Below are 16,074 nucleotides of genomic sequence, written 5' to 3'. Positions count from 1 at the left end.
TCCGATTAGCTAGCGACGATATTGACCAGTTTGCCAGGCACCACGATCACTTTGCGGATCGTCAGGCCTTCGGTAAAGCGCAGTACGTTCTCGTTGACGCGGGCAGCCGCCTCGACGTCTTCGCGGCTGGCGGTGGCCGGCATGTCGATCTGGCCACGCAGTTTACCGTTGACCTGGATCACCAGTTGCAGCGTGTCCTGTACCAGGGCGCTGTCATCCTGCACCGGCCAGCGTGCGTCGATGACGGCGTCGCTGTGGCCCAGGCGGTTCCACAGGTCATGGCTGATGTGCGGCGTGATCGGTGCCAGCAGCAGGGTGACCGTTTCCAGGCCTTCCTGTACCAATGCGCGATCCTGTTCGGTGGCTTGTGGCGCCTTTTCCAGCACGTTCATCAGTGTCATCACCTGGGCGATGGCGGTGTTGAACTTGTGATTCTGGCCCACGTCCTGGCTGGCTTGCTTGATGGCCAGGTGGGTGCTGCGGCGAATCAGCTTCTGCTCGTCGGTCAAGGCGGCCACGTCCAGTTTGCCCGGCAGGCCCTGGCTGATGTGGGCGTGCGCCAGGCGCCAGACGCGCTTGAGGAAACGGTGCGAGCCTTCGACGCCGGAGTCGGACCATTCGGCGCTCATGTCAGGCGGCGAGGCGAACATCATGAACAGGCGGCAGGTGTCGGCGCCGAACTGGTCGATCATCGACTGTGGGTCAACGCCGTTGTTCTTCGACTTGGCCATCTTCTCGGTGCCGCCGATTTCCACCGGCAGGCCGTCGGCGATCAGCTTGGCGCTGATGACCTTGGCTTTGCTGTCGCGCTCAAGCTCCACGTCGGCCGGGTTGAACCAGGTGTAGGCACCGTTGGCTTCGCGGCGATAGTAAGTCTCGGCGACCACCATGCCCTGGGTCAGCAGGTTCTTGAACGGCTCATCGGAGCTCACCAGGCCTTCGTCACGCATCAACTTGTGGAAGAAACGCGCGTACAGCAGGTGAAGAATGGCGTGTTCGATACCGCCGATGTATTGATCCACCGGCAACCAGTGGTCGGCTGCGGATTTTTCCACCAGGCCGCCCTCGTAGTGCGGCGAGGCGTAGCGGGCGTAGTACCAGGAGGACTCGACGAAGGTGTCCATGGTGTCGGTTTCACGCTTGGCAGGCTGGCCGCATTTCGGGCAGCTGCACTCGTAGAACTCAGGCATGCGCGCCAGTGGCGAACCGGCGCCGTCCGGCACCACGTCTTCCGGCAGGACGACCGGCAGTTGGTCTTCCGGTACTGGCACGTCGCCACAGCTTTCGCAGTGGATGATCGGGATCGGGCAGCCCCAGTAGCGCTGGCGGCTGATGCCCCAGTCGCGCAGGCGGAACTGGGTGCGCGAGGCGCCCAGGCTTTTCTTGATCAGTGCCACTTCGATCGCATCGAAAGCGCCCTGGAAGTCCAGGCCGTCGAACTCGCCGGAATTGATCAGGGTGCCGTGCTCGCCGTAGGCGTCTTGCCACGGGGCCGGGTTGGTATCGCCCGAGCTGGTGCGCACTACGGATTTGATCGGCAGGCTGTACTTGGTGGCGAATTCGAAATCGCGCTCGTCGTGAGCCGGCACAGCCATTACGGCGCCATCGCCGTAGTGCATCAGCACGTAGTTGGCGACCCACACCGGCAGCTTCTCGCCAGTCAGTGGATGTTCAACGAACAGGCCGGTTGGCAGGCCTTTTTTCTCCTGAGTGGCGACGTCGGCTTCAGCCACGCTGCCGCCTTTGCATTCGGCGATGAACGCCTGCAGCTCAGGGTTGTTCTGTGCGGCCTGGGTGGCCAGCGGGTGCTCGGCGGCCACGGCGACGTAGGTCGCGCCCATCAGGGTATCCGGACGGGTAGTGAAGACTTTGAGTGCGCCCGCTTCGCCGATCGAATCAACGTTGTACGGGAACTGCACTTCCATGCCTTTGGATTTGCCGATCCAGTTGCGCTGCATGGTCTTGACCTGTTCTGGCCAGCCCGGCAGGTCGTCGAGGCTCGACAAGAGCTCATCCGCGTAGGCGGTGATCTTGAAGTAGTACATCGGGATTTCGCGCTTTTCGATCAGTGCGCCGGAGCGCCAGCCGCGACCGTCGATCACTTGCTCGTTGGCCAGTACGGTCTGGTCCAGCGGGTCCCAGTTCACGGTGCCGCTCTTCTTGTAGATCACGCCTTTTTCGAACAGGCGCGTGAACAGCCATTGTTCCCAGCGGTAGTAGTCCGGCTTGCACGTGGTCACTTCGCGGGACCAGTCCACCGCCAGGCCCAGGCTGCGCAGCTGGGTCTTCATGTAGGCGATGTTTTCGTAGGTCCACTTGGCGGGAGCCACGTTGTTTTTCATCGCGGCGTTTTCCGCCGGCATGCCGAAGGCGTCCCAACCCATGGGTTGCAGGACGTTCTTGCCTTGCATGCGCTGGTAGCGGGAAATCACGTCGCCGATGGTGTAGTTACGCACGTGCCCCATGTGTAGCTTGCCGCTGGGGTAAGGGAACATCGATAGGCAATAGAAAGTCTCCTTGCCTGGCTGTTCACTGACTTCAAAGGACTTTTGCTCGTCCCAGAAGGTTTGGGCGGCATTTTCTATTTCACGGGGCTGATATTGTTCGTGCATGGCTACTTTTGAACTGAATAGGGGTGGCCTAATCCTCTTCGGTGCAGCGTTCAGGCTGATCGACACCAAGAAGCGGCGCGTCCGTGCCCAAACCCTGCGGGAAGTGGAGTTACAGGAAGCGCCGTAGCATACATGACCCCACTCTATCGAGGGAAACCCTGATTGCGCAGGCAGGGCCGTCTGTCGCGGCGCCAGGCGTGCCCGGCCACGAGGACTACGCTGTTTATTGGGGAGCAAGTCTTTCTTCAATGAGGTGAGGGGATGGTTGAATCGCAAAGAATCGTATCGAAACCGGATGTCTACGAAGGACTGATCGACCGCTTGGGTCGTGCATTGGATGCAGCGAGGACAGCGGGCCGATTGCGTGATGAACGGCCTGTGGAGTTGGAACTGCGCGGTCTGAGTCGCGCGGAGTTGGAACTGATCAAGGCGTATCTGGAAAGGAATGGGCGCAGTGCGCCTCCTTGGGTGGCAACCCCGCCAATCAAGGAGCCTACGCATTCAGCCAAAGTGGTGTGGCTCAAGGACTTGTCGGCCGGTCGTGGCCCGGAAAAGCTCCGGTCCGCCCGCTACAAGTAATTCATTGCCCCCCTGAACGGCTTCACCACGCCGTTTCACTGTAAGCATGTCACCGTAAAGATTGTCGCTAAACCCCGTTACACCTTAGGCTTCGGGCATCTATGGAGATGCCCGATGCCTATTCGTTACTTCATCAAACAACTGCTTCTGCCGCCCGGCATTCTCTTGCTGCTACTGGCGCTTGCCTGGTGGTTTCGTCGCAGCCGCCCGCGTTTGGCGGCGTGCTGCTTTACCCTGGGTTTTGGGGGGATGTGGCTGATCAGCCTGCCGGTTATGGTGGAGTGGGGCGCTCGGGCCCTGGAGACCGAACCGCCATTGGCTCGGGAAGACTGGTCGACCTTGGCCCAGCGCGCGGATGCCATTGTGGTACTGGGCTCTGGCCGCGAGCGCGGTGACCCGGCCTGGGGCACCGACCAGCCCACCGGGATCGGCCTGGAACGTCAGCGTTACGCCGCTCGGTTGGCCAAAGCCTCCGGCCTGCCGGTGCTGACTACCGGCGGCTTGCATTACGGCACTCCGCCCAGCGAAGCGGCGTTGATGGCAGTGTCGATGCAGGATGACTTCGGCGTAACGGTGCGTTGGAAGGAAGAACGCAGCCGTACCACTTGGGAAAATGCGCAGATGAGTGCCGAGATTCTTTTGCCGGAGGGCATTAAACGCGTGGTGGTGGTGACCCAGGCCTGGCACATGCCGCGTTCGGTGTGGAGCTTTGAGAAGGCTGGCTTCACCGTGGTGCCGGCACCCGTGGGTTTCCTGGGCGTGGACAACGCCCGGCCGCTGGGTGGGTGGATGCCGGAGTTCAAGTCGATCTGGCAGAGCGGGCAGTTGATCAATGAAGCAATGGGGCAGGTGGGTTACCGGTTGTTCTACCGATAACCCCGTCGCGAAACCTACAGGGTCTTCGACATCCGGCCCGCGAGGAGCGCCCAGCCAAACAGGCCCAGGCACACAATAATCAACGGCCACGAACGCCATTGCAGGTACGGCGTGAGGTTGTGCATCGGCACCACTTCACCGTAGAGGATGCCGCGCTCGAACTGCGGGATCTGCGCCGTGATCTGCCCGAACGGGTTGATCAAGCCGGTCACCCCATTGTTGGTGGCGCGGATCATCCAGCGCCCGGCTTCCAGTGCACGCATCTGCGCCATTTGCAGGTGCTGCAACGGGCCGATGGAGCGGCCGAACCAGGTGTCGTTGCTGATGGTCAGCAGCAAATCGCTCTGGGCCGACAGACCGGCAGCGAACTCCGGGTAGACCACTTCGTAGCAGATGAACGGCGCGATCTGATAACCCTTGGCCTGCAGCATCGCCTGGTCGGCAGGGCCGCGAGCGAAGTCCGACATTGGCAGATCAAAGAACGCGATCAGGCCGCGCAGCATGTCCTGCAGCGGCACATACTCGCCAAAGGGCACCAGCTTCTGCTTGAGGTAGGTGCCGTCGCCTTCGCCAACCACGGTGATGCCGTTGAAGTAGCGCTTCTGGTGATGCACTTCCTGGCGGATTGGCACGCCGGTGATCAGCGCGGTGTGCCGGTCGGCGGCGAATTTTCCCATCATGCCCAGGTAGCCTTCGACAGACTCCTTGAGCACCGGCACAGCGGTTTCCGGCCACACCAGCAAGTCGACGGGCTTGGAGCTGAAGCTCATGTCGCGGTACAACGCGAGCTGTGCGTTGAGCTGCTCCGGATCCCACTTCATGCTTTGCTCGACGTTGCCCTGGATGGCGGCCACGGTCAGTGGCGCACCGGAGGGGCTGGTCCAGGCGTGATGCTTGAGCGCCAGGCCGATGGCCCAGGGCGCGACCAGCAGCACCAGGCCTGCGCCGATAAAGGCGTTGCGCTTGCCGGCCAGCAGGCGCGGCAGGTTGCATAGCAGCGCCGCCGTGAGTGCCAAGGCAAAGGAAATCAGCCACATGCCACCCACGGGGGCCAAGCCCGTCAGCGGGCCGTCAAGCTGACTGTAACCGGAATACAGCCACGGGAACCCCGTCAGGAACCAGCCGCGAAACGCCTCCTGGCCCACCCACAACGCCGCAAACGTCAGCGCATCCGCCAACGGCGCCTCATTGCGCCGCAGCCAGCGCGCCCACAGCCAGGCGGGCAGGGCGAAGAACCAGGCGATGGCGGCGGTAAACAGCAGCATCAGGAAACCCGCCAGCAGCACCGAAGCGCCACCGAAGTGGTGGATGCTGTAGTAGATCCAACTGGTGCCGGCGCCGAACAGGCCGAAACCGAAACACCAGCCACGACCCAATGCCTGGCGCGGGCTCAGGTCCCGCAGCCCGACATAGAACAGGCCGACCGCGACCAGCGCAAACGGCCACAGGTCGAACGGCGCCAGCGCCAGGGTGGTGATGGCGCCGGCCACCACGGCCAGCAAATTACCGGGCCAGCCGGGGCGGGTTAGGCGCTGCATGTCATTCCTTAGCGGGCAATAGGTGTCAGGCGAATCAAGTGAATCCGGCGGCTGTCGGCATTCAGGATGCGGAAGCGATACGCGCCGATCTCGGTGGTCTCGTTACGTTTTGGCAGATGCCCGAACGCACTCATCACCAGCCCGCCCACGGTATCGAACTCGTCATCGGAGAATTCGCTGTCGAAGAACTCATTGAAGTTCTCGATCGGCGTCAGCGCCTTGATCAGGAAGTCACCGCTGGGCAGCGGCTTGATGTAGCTGTCTTCTTCGACGTCGTGTTCGTCTTCGATGTCGCCGACGATCTGTTCCAGCACGTCTTCAATCGTCACCAGGCCGGCCACGCCGCCGTATTCGTCGATCACGATGGCCATGTGATTGTGGTTGGCGCGGAATTCACGCAGCAACACGTTCAGGCGCTTGGACTCGGGCACGAAGGTGGCCGGACGCAGCAGGTCCTTGATGTTGAAGCTGTCGCCGTTCTCCTTGAGGATCAGCGGCAGCAGGTCCTTGGCCAACAGGACGCCCATGACGTCGTCATGGCTTTCACCGATCACCGGGTAGCGCGAGTGCGCCGAGTCGATCACGGCCGGGAGGAATTCCCGTGGGGTCTGGGTCGCCTTGATGCTGATCATCTGCGAGCGCGGGACCATGATGTCGCGTACTTGCAGGTCAGCCACCTGGATGGCGCCTTCGACGATGGCCAGCGCTTCGCTGTCCAGCAACTTGTTCTGATGGGCCTCGCGCAGCAGCTCAAGCAGCTCCTGGCGGTTTTTCGGCTCGTGGGCAAAAGCCTGGGTCAGTTTACCCAGCCATGACTTCTGCCCGTTGCTCGATCGGTCTTCGCTCATAGCGATTACTCTGAATCCTTTATTGTTACAGTTGAGTGTTTTTAAGCTTCGTCGTCGGCATACGGGTCCGGATGACCCAATTCTGCAAGCAACGTTTGTTCCAGTGTTTCCATTTCCTCGGCTTCGTCATCGTCTATATGGTCGTAACCCAAGAGATGCAAGCAGCCGTGGATGACTAGATGGGCCCAATGGGCCTCAAGTTCCTTGCGTTGTTCTTTTGCTTCGCGCTCCACCACGGCGACACAGATGACCAGATCGCCCAGCAGCGGGATATCCAGCAGCTCATCCGGTACGTCGGCGGGAAAGGACAGCACGTTGGTCGCGTAGTCCTTCTGGCGCCAGGTGTGATTCAGTTCACGGCCCTCGGGCTCGTCCACCAGACGAATGGTCAGCTCCGAGTCGGCGGTGCGCTGGCGCAGGGCCAGGGCGCACCATTGGCGGAATTGGGCTTCGCTGGGGGCGGGCGCGTCGGTGGCCAGCTGCAGGTCAAGCTCAAGCATCGCGGCGAACGTCCTTGGACAGCCCGTCATCGCGGTGTTCGAAGCGCTCGTAGGCCTCGACAATGCGCTGTACCAGCGGGTGGCGCACCACGTCCTTGGGCGAGAAGTGCGTGAAACTGATGCCCGGCACGTCCTTGAGCACTTCAATCACATGGCTCAAGCCCGACTTGGTGCCCTTGGGCAGGTCAACCTGGGTAATGTCGCCGGTGATAATGGCGGTGGAGCCAAACCCGATGCGGGTCAGGAACATCTTCATCTGCTCGACCGTCGTGTTCTGGCTTTCGTCGAGGATGATGAAACTGTTGCTCAAGGTGCGGCCGCGCATGTAGGCCAGCGGGGCGATCTCGATCACCTGGCGCTCGATCAATTTGGCCACGTATTCAAAGCCAAGCATCTCGTACAGCGCGTCGTAGAGCGGGCGCAGGTACGGGTCGATCTTCTGGGCCAGGTCGCCAGGCAGGAAACCGAGTTTTTCGCCGGCCTCGACCGCTGGGCGCACCAGCAGGATGCGGCGTACTTGCTCACGTTCCAACGCGTCGACCGCGCAGGCCACGGCCAGGTAGGTCTTGCCGGTACCGGCGGGGCCGATGCCGAAATTGATGTCGTTACCGAGGATTGCCTTGACGTACTTCTGCTGATTCAAGCCCTTTGGGCGAATCATGCCTTTTTTGGTACGCAGGGCCACGCTGGCTTCAGCGACTGGGTTGTTGGCCAAGTCTTCCACAGCCGATTCCTGCAAATACAGGTGCACGATTTCTGGCGACAGCTCGCTACCCTTGGTTTCGCGGTAGAGACGGCGCAGCAGGTTTTCTGCAGATTTGGTGTGCAGGGCCTCACCAATGAGCTCGAACTGATTGCCGCGGTTGCGGATCTCGATGCCCAGGCGTTGTTCGATCAGGCGCAGGTGCTCGTCGAACTGTCCGCACAGGTTGGCGAAACGGAGAGCCTCAAAGGGCTCGAGAATAAAACGATGGGGTTCTGCTATGGGTGCGTTCAAGGTCGCTTTTAGCCGCCCTTTGGCTGTTGAGGTGAAATAGAGAATAACGCCAGCCGGCTGTGTGCGAAAGCACTTAAACGGCACATGTTGGCTGGCGATAATTCAAAGAGTGATTACGGGATCAACGACCCGCGCAGCGAATGCGGCTGCGCCGCGTCGATGTGCACATCGGCAAACTGGCCGATCAGGGTCGGATTATCGCAACGGAAGTTTACGATTCGGTTGTTCTCGGTACGGCCTTGCAGTTCGCCCGGGTCTTTTTTCGAGTAGTCGGTGACCAGGATGCGCTGGGTGGAGCCGACCATTTGTCGGCTGATCTCGAAACCCTGCTGGTTCAAGCGGTGTTGCAGCGCGTTGAGGCGCTCTTTTTTCAGCGCTTCCGGGGTTTCATCCGCCAAGTCGGCCGCCGGAGTGCCGGGGCGCTGGCTGTAGACGAACGAGTAGGAGAAGTCGAAGCCGACGTCTTCGATCAGCTTCATGGTCTGCTGGAAGTCTTTTTCAGTCTCGCCGGGGAAACCGACGATAAAGTCCGAGCTGATGCAGATACCCGGCACCGCCGCGCGCAATTTGCGCAGTTTGGATTTGTATTCCAGGGCTGTGTGGTTGCGCTTCATCGCCGCGAGGATGCGGTCCGAGCCCGATTGCACCGGCAAATGCAGGTGCTTGACCAGTTCCGGCACTTCGGCGTGGGCCTGGATCAGGCTGTCGGAGAACTCCAGTGGGTGCGAGGTGGTGTAGCGGATGCGCTCGATACCGTCCACGGCGGCGACCACGCGGATCAACTCCGCCAGGTCAGCGAGGCGGCCATCATGGGTCTGGCCGCGATAGCCGTTGACGTTCTGGCCCAGCAGCGTCACTTCGCGCACGCCGTTTTCGGCGAGGTGGATGATTTCCGACAGCACATCGTCAAATGGCCGGCTGACTTCTTCACCACGGGTGTAGGGCACCACGCAGAAGGTGCAGTACTTGCTGCAACCTTCCATCACCGACACGTAGGCGCTCGGCCCGTCGATGCGCGGCTCGGGCAAATGGTCGAACTTTTCTATTTCAGGGAATGACACGTCGACCTGGGGCAGCTTGGTAAAGCGCGCAGCGTCGATCATTTCCGGCAGGCGGTGCAGGGTCTGCGGGCCGAACACCACGTCGACATAGGGCGCGCGGTCGCGGATCGCGGCGCCTTCCTGGCTGGCCACGCAACCGCCAACGGCGATCACCATGTCCGGGTTGGCCAGTTTCAGTTCGCGCCAGCGGCCCAGCTGGGAATACACACGGTCCTGGGCCCGCTCGCGGATCGAGCAGGTATTGAGCAGGATCACGTCGGCATCTTCGGCGCGGGCGGTGACTTCCAGGGCCTGGTGTTCACCCAGCAGATCGACCATGCGCGAGCTGTCGTACTCGTTCATCTGGCAACCGTGGGTTTCGATGTAAAGCTTCTTGGCCATGGGAATCGTCAACTGGTGGTAAAGAACCGCGCATTATAGGGGGCATGCCCATTGGTTCCTAGCGTTGTGCATCGGGTGCCATGCTATAGTTCGCGCCCTCTTTTATATCCCCGATGTGTTATTCGCCCACCATGACCAAACGTGAAGCTCCAATCTACAAGGTGATTTTCCTCAACCAGGGCCAGGTGTTCGAAATGTACGCCAAGCAGATCTATCAGAGTGATCTGTGGGGTTTCCTGGAGGTGGAAGAGTTCGTCTTTGGCGAGCGCACCCAGTTGGTCGTCGACCCGGGCGAAGAGAAACTCAAGGCTCAGTTCGAGGGCGTGGTGCGCAGTTTTGTGCCGATGCATTCGATTGTGCGCATCGATGAGGTCGAGCGTTTGGGCACGCCGAAGATCAGCGAAGCGCGTGGCACCAGCAATGTGATGCCATTTCCGATGCCGATGCCGGAGAAGTAAAGGCGCTGTCAGGGCAGGGGTGAGAAGGGCGAACGCCCGTCGGCACTCTGCAACTCCTGCAGATAATTGCGGAAAATTTGCCCCAGCACCTGGGTCGCCACTTCCAACTCATCGCGCTGCATGTGCTCGGCGACTTCGTCGGCGGTGTCCAACGCGTCTTCGGCGCCGTTGACCGCGGCCATTTTCAGCACAATGTACGCCTGGACGTTGTTGGCCGGCACGCCTTCGCCTTTGAAGAACATGTTGCCCAGTTCGAATTGTGCCTGGGCGTGGCCCTGCAGCGAGGCTTTCTCGAAGTAGCTCAAGGCCTTGTTGAGGTCACGGGCGGGGTTTTTGCTGTCGTGGAAGTACTCGCCCAACTCGTATTGCGCCTGCGCATCCCCGCCATCGGCCTGTTTCTGGCACGCGCTCAGGGCTTCGGCCTGGCTGTCTGGCTGGGTATTGAGGGTGCAACGACCCATCGCTGGGATTAACAACGAGTTGCCGCCTGCTTGTGCATGTGCCAGCAGCGGCTGAAGGAGCAACAGGCAGCCCAGAACCAGGGTGCGGCCGGTGCGTTTCATGGGAATCGACTTACCTCTGACGGGGCGCGCGGACCCTCGGGGGATCCAATAAGCGCGCATTATGAAATAAGCAGGCCTCTGCTTACAAAGTCTTTACTCGTTTTTCTGCTGCTTGGGCAAGTTATCTGCCGGATTGCAGGTGATTTCTCTAAAAAACGCGGAAATCTCTGTAAGCAAAGTAGCAAATCAGACACCGTTTGCGCGGTGCCTGATTTTTGCGGCCAATTATTTCAGTGCAGCAAAGGCGCGTTCAGCGGCATCAAGGGTCAGTTTCAGCTCGGTGTCGCCATGGGCAATCGAGGTGAAGCCGGCTTCGAAAGCGCTTGGCGCCAGGTACACACCGCCTTCCAGCATCAAGTGGAAGAAACGCTTGAACAGATCGGCGTCACTGCCCATCACGTCATCAAAAGTGACGATATCGTCGGCGCCGCTGAAATACAGGCCGAACATCCCGCCCGCCTGGGTGGTGACAAACGGGATACCGGCGGCATCGGCACGCTGTTGCAGGCCGTCGAGCAGGCGCGTGGTGTAGTCGGTCAGCTCGGCGTGGAAGCCCGGGCAGCTGATCAGGCGCAGGGTGGTCAGGCCGGCGGCCATGGCCAACGGGTTACCCGACAAGGTGCCCGCCTGGTACACCGGGCCCAGTGGCGCGATGTGCTGCATGATTTCGCGCTTGCCGCCGAAGCAGCCCACCGGCATGCCACCGCCGATGATCTTGCCGAAGGTGCTCAGGTCGGGCGTGACGCCGTAGTGAGCCTGGGCGCCACCCAGCGCAACGCGGAAACCGGTCATCACTTCGTCGAAAATCAACACCACGCCGTGCTTGTCGCATTGCTCGCGCAGGCCTTCGAGGAAGCCTGGCGCCGGGGGCACGCAGTTCATGTTGCCGGCCACCGGCTCGACGATGATGCACGCCACGTCCTGGCCCACTTCATTGAGCATCTGCTCGACGGCGGCGATGTCGTTGAACGGCAGGGTCAGAGTGTGTTTGGCGAACGCCGCCGGCACACCGGCAGAGCTTGGCACGCCTTGGGTCAGCAGGCCGGAACCGGCTTTCACCAGCAGGCTGTCGGAGTGGCCGTGGTAGCAGCCTTCGAACTTGATGATGCTGTCGCGGCCGGTGAAACCACGGGCCAGGCGGATCGCGCTCATGGTGGCTTCGGTGCCGGAGCTGACCATGCGCACCATTTCCATCGACGGCACGATCGAGCAGACCAGATCGGCCATCTCGGTTTCCATGGCGGTCGGCGCGCCGTAGGACAAGCCGTGTTCCAGTTGCTTGCGCACTGCGTCCAGCACGTCCGGATGGCTGTGGCCGAGGATCATCGGGCCCCAGGAACCGACGTAATCCACGTAGCGCTTGTCATCTTCGTCAGTGACGTAGGCGCCTTCGGCATGCTTGAAGAACAGCGGCGTGCCGCCCACGCTCTTGAACGCACGCACGGGGGAGTTCACACCGCCGGGGATGTGTTTCTGGGCATTGGCAAACAGCGTTTCGGAACGGGACATGATCGGGCTCTCTTGAATCAAATCTGAAAAAGGGCGTTGAACGCACGGGCGCGGCGCGTGACTTCCTGGGTGCTGTCGGCGCCAAACAGGCCATGCACCACCGCCAACAGGTCGGCGCCGTGGGCCACCAAGGGCTCGGCGTTCTCCAGGGTGATGCCGCCAATCACGCAGATCGGCAACTGCAAACGCGCACGGGCCTGGGCCAGCATCTCTGTAGTAGCGGCCGGTGCGCCGGGCTTGGTGTTGGAATTGAAGAAGCGGCCGAAGGCGACATAGCTGGCGCCTTCCTTGGCGGCTTGCTCGGCCAGTTCAATCTGGCTGTGGCAGGTGGAACCGATGATCGCCTTGGAACCAAGCAGCGCACGGGCCGGGGTCAGTGGGCCGTCGGTCTGGCCCAGGTGCACACCGACGCCGAGGCGCGCAGCCAGTTCGGCGTCGTCGTTGATGATCAACTGGGTCTTGTAGCGCGAGCACAGCTCCCGCAGTTTTTCTGCTTCACGCAGGCGCCGGGCTTCGTCGCTGCTTTTGTCGCGGTATTGCAGCAGGGTCACGCCACCGTCCAACGCGGCTTCGACGTAGGCGAGGAATTTACCGGCCAACAGTTGGCTGTCGGTAATGGCGTAAAGGCCACGTAATTTCATCGGGCAGGCCCCTTGATCTTAAGAGCAGAAATCCAGCGGCAACCGGCGCGGTACGAACTGGCCCTGGCCGAGTTGTTCGGCGTCACGCAGGGTGCGCCAAGTGTAGTTGAGGGCCGATTGTACGGCGCTCACCAAGCCTTCGCCCTGGGCAATCCGACCGGACAGCGCACTGGCCAACGTACAGCCCGAACCGTGATAGCTGCCGGGCAGGCGCTGGCAGGTAAAGGTCTGGCGCGTGCCGTCGCGGCTGTAGAGGCGGTTGTGCACTTCATGCTCGTCGCCATGGCCGCCGGTGATCAGCAGGTGCTTGATGTACGGCAACAGCTTCTCGGCGCATTCGTCCGCCGTGCCTTCAGGCAGCTCCGCGAGGATGCGCGCTTCCGGCAGGTTGGGCGTGGCGATCAACGACAGGGGGAAAAGCCGCTCGCGCATCGCATAACCGACCTCGTCCTTGCCCAGGCTGCCACCGCCGCCGGCGCGCAGCACCGGGTCGCACACCACCGGCAGGTGCGGATGCGCCTGCAGCAGTTCGACGACGGTGTCGACCATCGCGGTAGAGCCGAGCATGCCCAGCTTGACCGCCGCCACCTCGGAATCGCCGAGCACGGCATTGGCCTGGGCCAGTACCCACTCGCGGTCGAGCACGCGAAAATCGCTGACATTGACGGTGTTTTGCACGGTCAAGGCGGTGACGGCCGCAGCGGCATGGCAACCCTGGGCGAGCAGGGCTTCGATATCTGCCTGCAAGCCGGCGCCACCACTGGGGTCATGGCCGGAGAGACAGAGGACAACGGGACGAGAGCTGTAGATATTCATGGTGCGCGAGCTTACCACCAAACGCTTTTGGCGGGGCCGTCTGGCGATGGTTGAATTTTGCCATCGAAGTGACGCTTTTTTGGCGGTTTCACGGCCGATAAAAATCGCTGAAAGCCGCGTTCTAGAGCCTTTCAAAAAATTATTTCAATGGTGCCTAGTGGCCTTTAGCAGCTATGCTAGAGTGGATCCAAACTACTAACTGTATTGCCGGTGTACGTCTTCTCAAAAGGAATGGGGGGCTTTTTGACATAACCGGACAGGCCACGCTGGGGCTCTATGCGCTATTTGCTGATTTTATTGTTGTGCGGGCTACCGATGCTCGCCAACGCCATCGAGTTCAACCAGGACACGCGAAGCCTGCCGTTGGGCCGAGCCATGCAAGTGCTCGAAGACCCGACCGATGCCCTCACCATCGCGGATGTCAGTGCGCCGTCCGCCACCGCGCAGTTCAAACCCCACGATAAAGACACCCTGAATGCCGGCTACTCGCGCTCGGTGTTCTGGCTCAAGGTCAATCTGCAGTACCTGCCCACTAATCCCGAAGCGCAGCGCACCTGGCTGCTGGAGCTGGCGTACCCACCGCTCGACCATCTGGACCTGTACCTGCCCGACAGCTCTGGCAGTTATCGCCTGGCCGGGCGCACCGGGGATGCGCTGCCGTTTTCCGCCCGTGAAATCCGCCAGAACAACTACCTGTTCAAGGTCGACTTTACGCCGGGCGAGGCAAAAACCCTGTACCTGCGCCTGCAAAGCGAAGGTTCGATCCAGGCGCCTCTGACGCTCTGGTCCAGCACCGCCTACCTGGAGCAACAGCCGCTGCGCCTGTATGTGCTGGGCCTGATCTATGGCGTGTTGCTGGGGATGCTGGTCTATAACCTGTTCATCTACCTCAGCGTGCGCGACACCAGCTACCTCTATTACATCTTCTATATCGCCTCGTTCGGCATGTACCAGCTGTCGGTCAACGGCGCGGCGGTGGAGTATTTCTGGCCGAACAATCCCTGGTGGGCGAACGCCGCGACGCCATTCCTGATCGGCTCGGCGGCGTTGTTCGGCAGCCTGTTTGCGCGCAGCTTTTTGCACACGGCCCAGCACAGTCGCTGGATCAACCGGCTGTTGCTGGCGTTGGTGGCCTGCGGTGGCGTGGTGATGCTGCTGTCGCTGATGACCAGCTACGCCCTGGCGTTGCGCCTGGCCACCGGCTTGGCGCTGGTGTTTACCGTGACCATCTTCGTCGCCGCCATCAAGGCCTGGTATTGCGGGCAGCGCGTGGCGCGCTATTTCATCATCGCCTGGTCGGCGTTCCTGCTGGGCGGGGTGGTGAATACGCTGATGGTGCTGGGTTATCTGCCCAATGTATTCCTGACCATGTACGCCAGCCAGATTGGCTCGGCGATTGAAGTGGCGCTGCTGTCCCTGGCCCTGGCCGACCGCATCAATTCCATGCGCGAGCAACAGGCGCAGATCCTGTTCGATGCCAGTCAGAAGCTTGAAGTGCTCAACCAGCAATTGGCGCGCAGCAACCGCCTCAAGGATGAGTTCCTCGCCACCCTGACCCACGAACTGCGCACGCCGATGAACGGCGTGATCGGCTCCCTCGAGCTGATGCAGACCGTGCCCCTGGACGTGGACCTGGCGCAATACCATCAAACCGCCGCCGGTTCGGCGCGGGACATGATGCGCATGGTCAACGGCATCCTTACCCTCACCGAATTGCAGGCCGGCCGCTTGAGCGCGCAACCCCAGGTGTTCAGCCTGCGCGGTACGCTCGACACCTTGCGCCAGCAGTTCACCGCCAGCGCCCAGAGCAAAGGCCTGGCGTTCTCCATCGATGTGGCGGACGAGTTGCCGGACCGCGTACTGGGCGACGCCGACAAACTGCTGCAGTGCCTGGATTGCCTGCTGGACAACGCCTTCAAGTTCACCCACGAAGGCTCGGTGCGCCTGCGCGTGGTCGGCGTGCCCCAGAGTGACGGTGGCTTGCGCTTGAGCTTTATCGTGACCGATACCGGTATCGGCTTTGCCTTCCTTGACGAGGCGACCCTGTATCAGCGGTTCTTCCAATTGGATGGTTCCATGACCCGCGAGTACGGCGGCCTGGGTATCGGCCTGGCGATCTGCCGGCAACTGATCGAGCTGCTGGGCGGGCGTCTGACCCATCATTCCGAGCCGCGCAAAGGCAGCCGTTTCCAGTTGGAAGTGGAGGTCAGCCCGCTAGCACCTGAATCCAAGCCTGCGCCGGATAAGCAGCGCGCACCGCAGGAGTGTTCGGTGTTGTTGGTGGATGACAATAGCGTCGGCCAATTGGTGGTGCGCGGCATGCTGCTCAAGCTCGGTTACCGGGTAAAAACCGTGGACACTGGCCCGAACGCTTTAGCCGCCTTGCAAGCAGGAGATTTCGACGCGGTACTGTTGGATATTCCTGAAGGTGGTTTCTCGTTGTGCTGTCAGATCCGTGCTCTGCCTGGCTGCGGTGAGCTGCCGGTGATCGCTTTGAGTACGTCGCTTAATGTGTCAGAGCGCGAGCACTGTCATGGTATCGGCCTCTCTGAGCGCCTGGCCAAGCCTGTGCGTTTCGAGGCTTTGCAGGCGGTGTTGGCACGTCGGTTGTTGTGTCCGGTAGAGGGCGAAAGCGCCGTGCATTCGGCGGGTATGCCACTTTTTTAAGCGGTATGACGGTGCTTAACTGAATTTA

General features: G+C 61.3%; 14 protein-coding genes. 4 read left to right on the top strand and 10 right to left on the bottom strand.

Annotated elements, in window-relative coordinates; translation table 11 throughout:
* Positions 1-5: 5 nt before the first annotated feature.
* A complete protein-coding gene (gene leuS, locus HX812_RS19230) occupies positions 6-2,612 on the bottom strand; it encodes a leucine--tRNA ligase (protein WP_038847511.1) in 2,607 nt (868 codons plus the stop codon).
* 261 nt (positions 2,613-2,873) lie between these two features.
* Here leuS and HX812_RS19225 point away from each other — a divergent pair, with 261 nt between their 5' ends.
* Together HX812_RS19225 and HX812_RS19220 are read left to right on the top strand one after the other, a co-directional pair.
* On the top strand, positions 2,874-3,191 hold the full coding sequence (locus HX812_RS19225) for a hypothetical protein (protein WP_038847513.1): 318 nt from the start codon (positions 2,874-2,876) through the stop codon (positions 3,189-3,191).
* A gap of 114 nt (positions 3,192-3,305) precedes the next feature.
* Positions 3,306-4,067 (top strand): YdcF family protein, encoded by a 762-nt coding sequence (locus HX812_RS19220; protein WP_038847517.1) that lies wholly within the window; start codon positions 3,306-3,308, stop codon positions 4,065-4,067.
* Between the two features lie 14 nt (positions 4,068-4,081).
* On the opposite strand, the gene lnt is transcribed toward HX812_RS19220, so the two are convergent.
* From lnt to miaB, 5 genes are all read right to left on the bottom strand, one after another.
* Positions 4,082-5,605, bottom strand: a complete 1,524-nt coding sequence (lnt, locus tag HX812_RS19215) for an apolipoprotein N-acyltransferase (RefSeq protein WP_038847519.1) — start codon at positions 5,603-5,605, stop codon at positions 4,082-4,084.
* 8 nt (positions 5,606-5,613) lie between these two features.
* Positions 5,614-6,453, bottom strand: a complete 840-nt coding sequence (locus tag HX812_RS19210; RefSeq protein ID WP_010206772.1) for an HlyC/CorC family transporter — start codon at positions 6,451-6,453, stop codon at positions 5,614-5,616.
* A 41-nt stretch (positions 6,454-6,494) separates the two neighbouring features.
* Complete coding sequence (ybeY, locus tag HX812_RS19205) at positions 6,495-6,953, bottom strand: rRNA maturation RNase YbeY (protein ID WP_038847521.1); 459 nt, start codon at positions 6,951-6,953, stop codon at positions 6,495-6,497.
* Positions 6,946-7,950, bottom strand: a complete 1,005-nt coding sequence (locus HX812_RS19200; protein ID WP_016978598.1) for a PhoH family protein — start codon at positions 7,948-7,950, stop codon at positions 6,946-6,948. The genes ybeY and HX812_RS19200 overlap by 8 nt, the downstream gene beginning before the upstream one ends.
* A gap of 113 nt (positions 7,951-8,063) precedes the next feature.
* On the bottom strand, positions 8,064-9,392 hold the full coding sequence (gene miaB / locus HX812_RS19195) for a tRNA (N6-isopentenyl adenosine(37)-C2)-methylthiotransferase MiaB (protein ID WP_038847522.1): 1,329 nt from the start codon (positions 9,390-9,392) through the stop codon (positions 8,064-8,066).
* A 131-nt stretch (positions 9,393-9,523) separates the two neighbouring features.
* Between miaB and HX812_RS19190 the strand changes: the two genes are divergently transcribed.
* The gene (locus HX812_RS19190) at positions 9,524-9,850 is read left to right on the top strand and encodes a DUF1820 family protein (protein WP_003194436.1); all 327 of its coding nucleotides are present in this window, start codon (positions 9,524-9,526) and stop codon (positions 9,848-9,850) included.
* An 8-nt stretch (positions 9,851-9,858) separates the two neighbouring features.
* Here HX812_RS19190 and HX812_RS19185 read toward each other — a convergent pair whose 3' ends face one another.
* The 4 genes from HX812_RS19185 to HX812_RS19170 all read right to left on the bottom strand — a co-directional run bounded on the left by HX812_RS19185 (position 9,859) and on the right by HX812_RS19170 (position 13,379).
* Positions 9,859-10,413 carry a tetratricopeptide repeat protein gene (locus tag HX812_RS19185; protein ID WP_010206766.1) on the bottom strand — a complete coding sequence of 185 codons (555 nt, stop codon included), beginning with the start codon at positions 10,411-10,413 and terminating at the stop codon, positions 9,859-9,861.
* 225 nt (positions 10,414-10,638) lie between these two features.
* Positions 10,639-11,922, bottom strand: coding sequence for a glutamate-1-semialdehyde 2,1-aminomutase (gene hemL, locus HX812_RS19180; RefSeq protein ID WP_038847524.1), 1,284 nt, complete (start codon positions 11,920-11,922; stop codon positions 10,639-10,641).
* 17 nt (positions 11,923-11,939) lie between these two features.
* Entirely contained in the window at positions 11,940-12,563 is a 624-nt protein-coding gene (thiE, locus tag HX812_RS19175) for a thiamine phosphate synthase (protein WP_016978602.1), read from the bottom strand.
* An 18-nt stretch (positions 12,564-12,581) separates the two neighbouring features.
* Positions 12,582-13,379, bottom strand: coding sequence for a hydroxymethylpyrimidine/phosphomethylpyrimidine kinase (locus HX812_RS19170; protein ID WP_038847526.1), 798 nt, complete (start codon positions 13,377-13,379; stop codon positions 12,582-12,584).
* 276 nt (positions 13,380-13,655) lie between these two features.
* Here HX812_RS19170 and HX812_RS19165 point away from each other — a divergent pair, with 276 nt between their 5' ends.
* A complete protein-coding gene (locus HX812_RS19165) occupies positions 13,656-16,046 on the top strand; it encodes a 7TM diverse intracellular signaling domain-containing protein (RefSeq protein ID WP_038847529.1) in 2,391 nt (796 codons plus the stop codon).
* The last annotated feature ends 28 nt before the right edge of the window (positions 16,047-16,074 follow it).

The organism is Pseudomonas sp. IPO3749 (assembly GCF_013386605.1).
Classification (GTDB): Bacteria; Pseudomonadota; Gammaproteobacteria; order Pseudomonadales; family Pseudomonadaceae; genus Aquipseudomonas; species Aquipseudomonas azotoformans_A.
This window is presented reverse-complemented; position numbering and strand designations above follow the sequence as displayed.

Bases quoted from the DNA above. Each gene is read 5' to 3' on its own strand.
- leuS (WP_038847511.1), bottom strand. From the start codon at position 2,612: ATGCACGAACAATATCAGCCCCGTGAAATAGAAAATGCCGCCCAAACC.
- HX812_RS19225 (WP_038847513.1), top strand. From the start codon at position 2,874: ATGGTTGAATCGCAAAGAATCGTATCGAAACCGGATGTCTACGAAGGA.
- HX812_RS19220 (WP_038847517.1), top strand. From the start codon at position 3,306: ATGCCTATTCGTTACTTCATCAAACAACTGCTTCTGCCGCCCGGCATT.
- lnt (WP_038847519.1), bottom strand. From the start codon at position 5,605: ATGCAGCGCCTAACCCGCCCCGGCTGGCCCGGTAATTTGCTGGCCGTG.
- HX812_RS19210 (WP_010206772.1), bottom strand. From the start codon at position 6,453: ATGAGCGAAGACCGATCGAGCAACGGGCAGAAGTCATGGCTGGGTAAA.
- ybeY (WP_038847521.1), bottom strand. From the start codon at position 6,953: ATGCTTGAGCTTGACCTGCAGCTGGCCACCGACGCGCCCGCCCCCAGC.
- miaB (WP_038847522.1), bottom strand. From the start codon at position 9,392: ATGGCCAAGAAGCTTTACATCGAAACCCACGGTTGCCAGATGAACGAG.
- HX812_RS19190 (WP_003194436.1), top strand. From the start codon at position 9,524: ATGACCAAACGTGAAGCTCCAATCTACAAGGTGATTTTCCTCAACCAG.
- HX812_RS19185 (WP_010206766.1), bottom strand. From the start codon at position 10,413: ATGAAACGCACCGGCCGCACCCTGGTTCTGGGCTGCCTGTTGCTCCTT.
- hemL (WP_038847524.1), bottom strand. From the start codon at position 11,922: ATGTCCCGTTCCGAAACGCTGTTTGCCAATGCCCAGAAACACATCCCC.
- thiE (WP_016978602.1), bottom strand. From the start codon at position 12,563: ATGAAATTACGTGGCCTTTACGCCATTACCGACAGCCAACTGTTGGCC.
- HX812_RS19170 (WP_038847526.1), bottom strand. From the start codon at position 13,379: ATGAATATCTACAGCTCTCGTCCCGTTGTCCTCTGTCTCTCCGGCCAT.
- HX812_RS19165 (WP_038847529.1), top strand. From the start codon at position 13,656: ATGCGCTATTTGCTGATTTTATTGTTGTGCGGGCTACCGATGCTCGCC.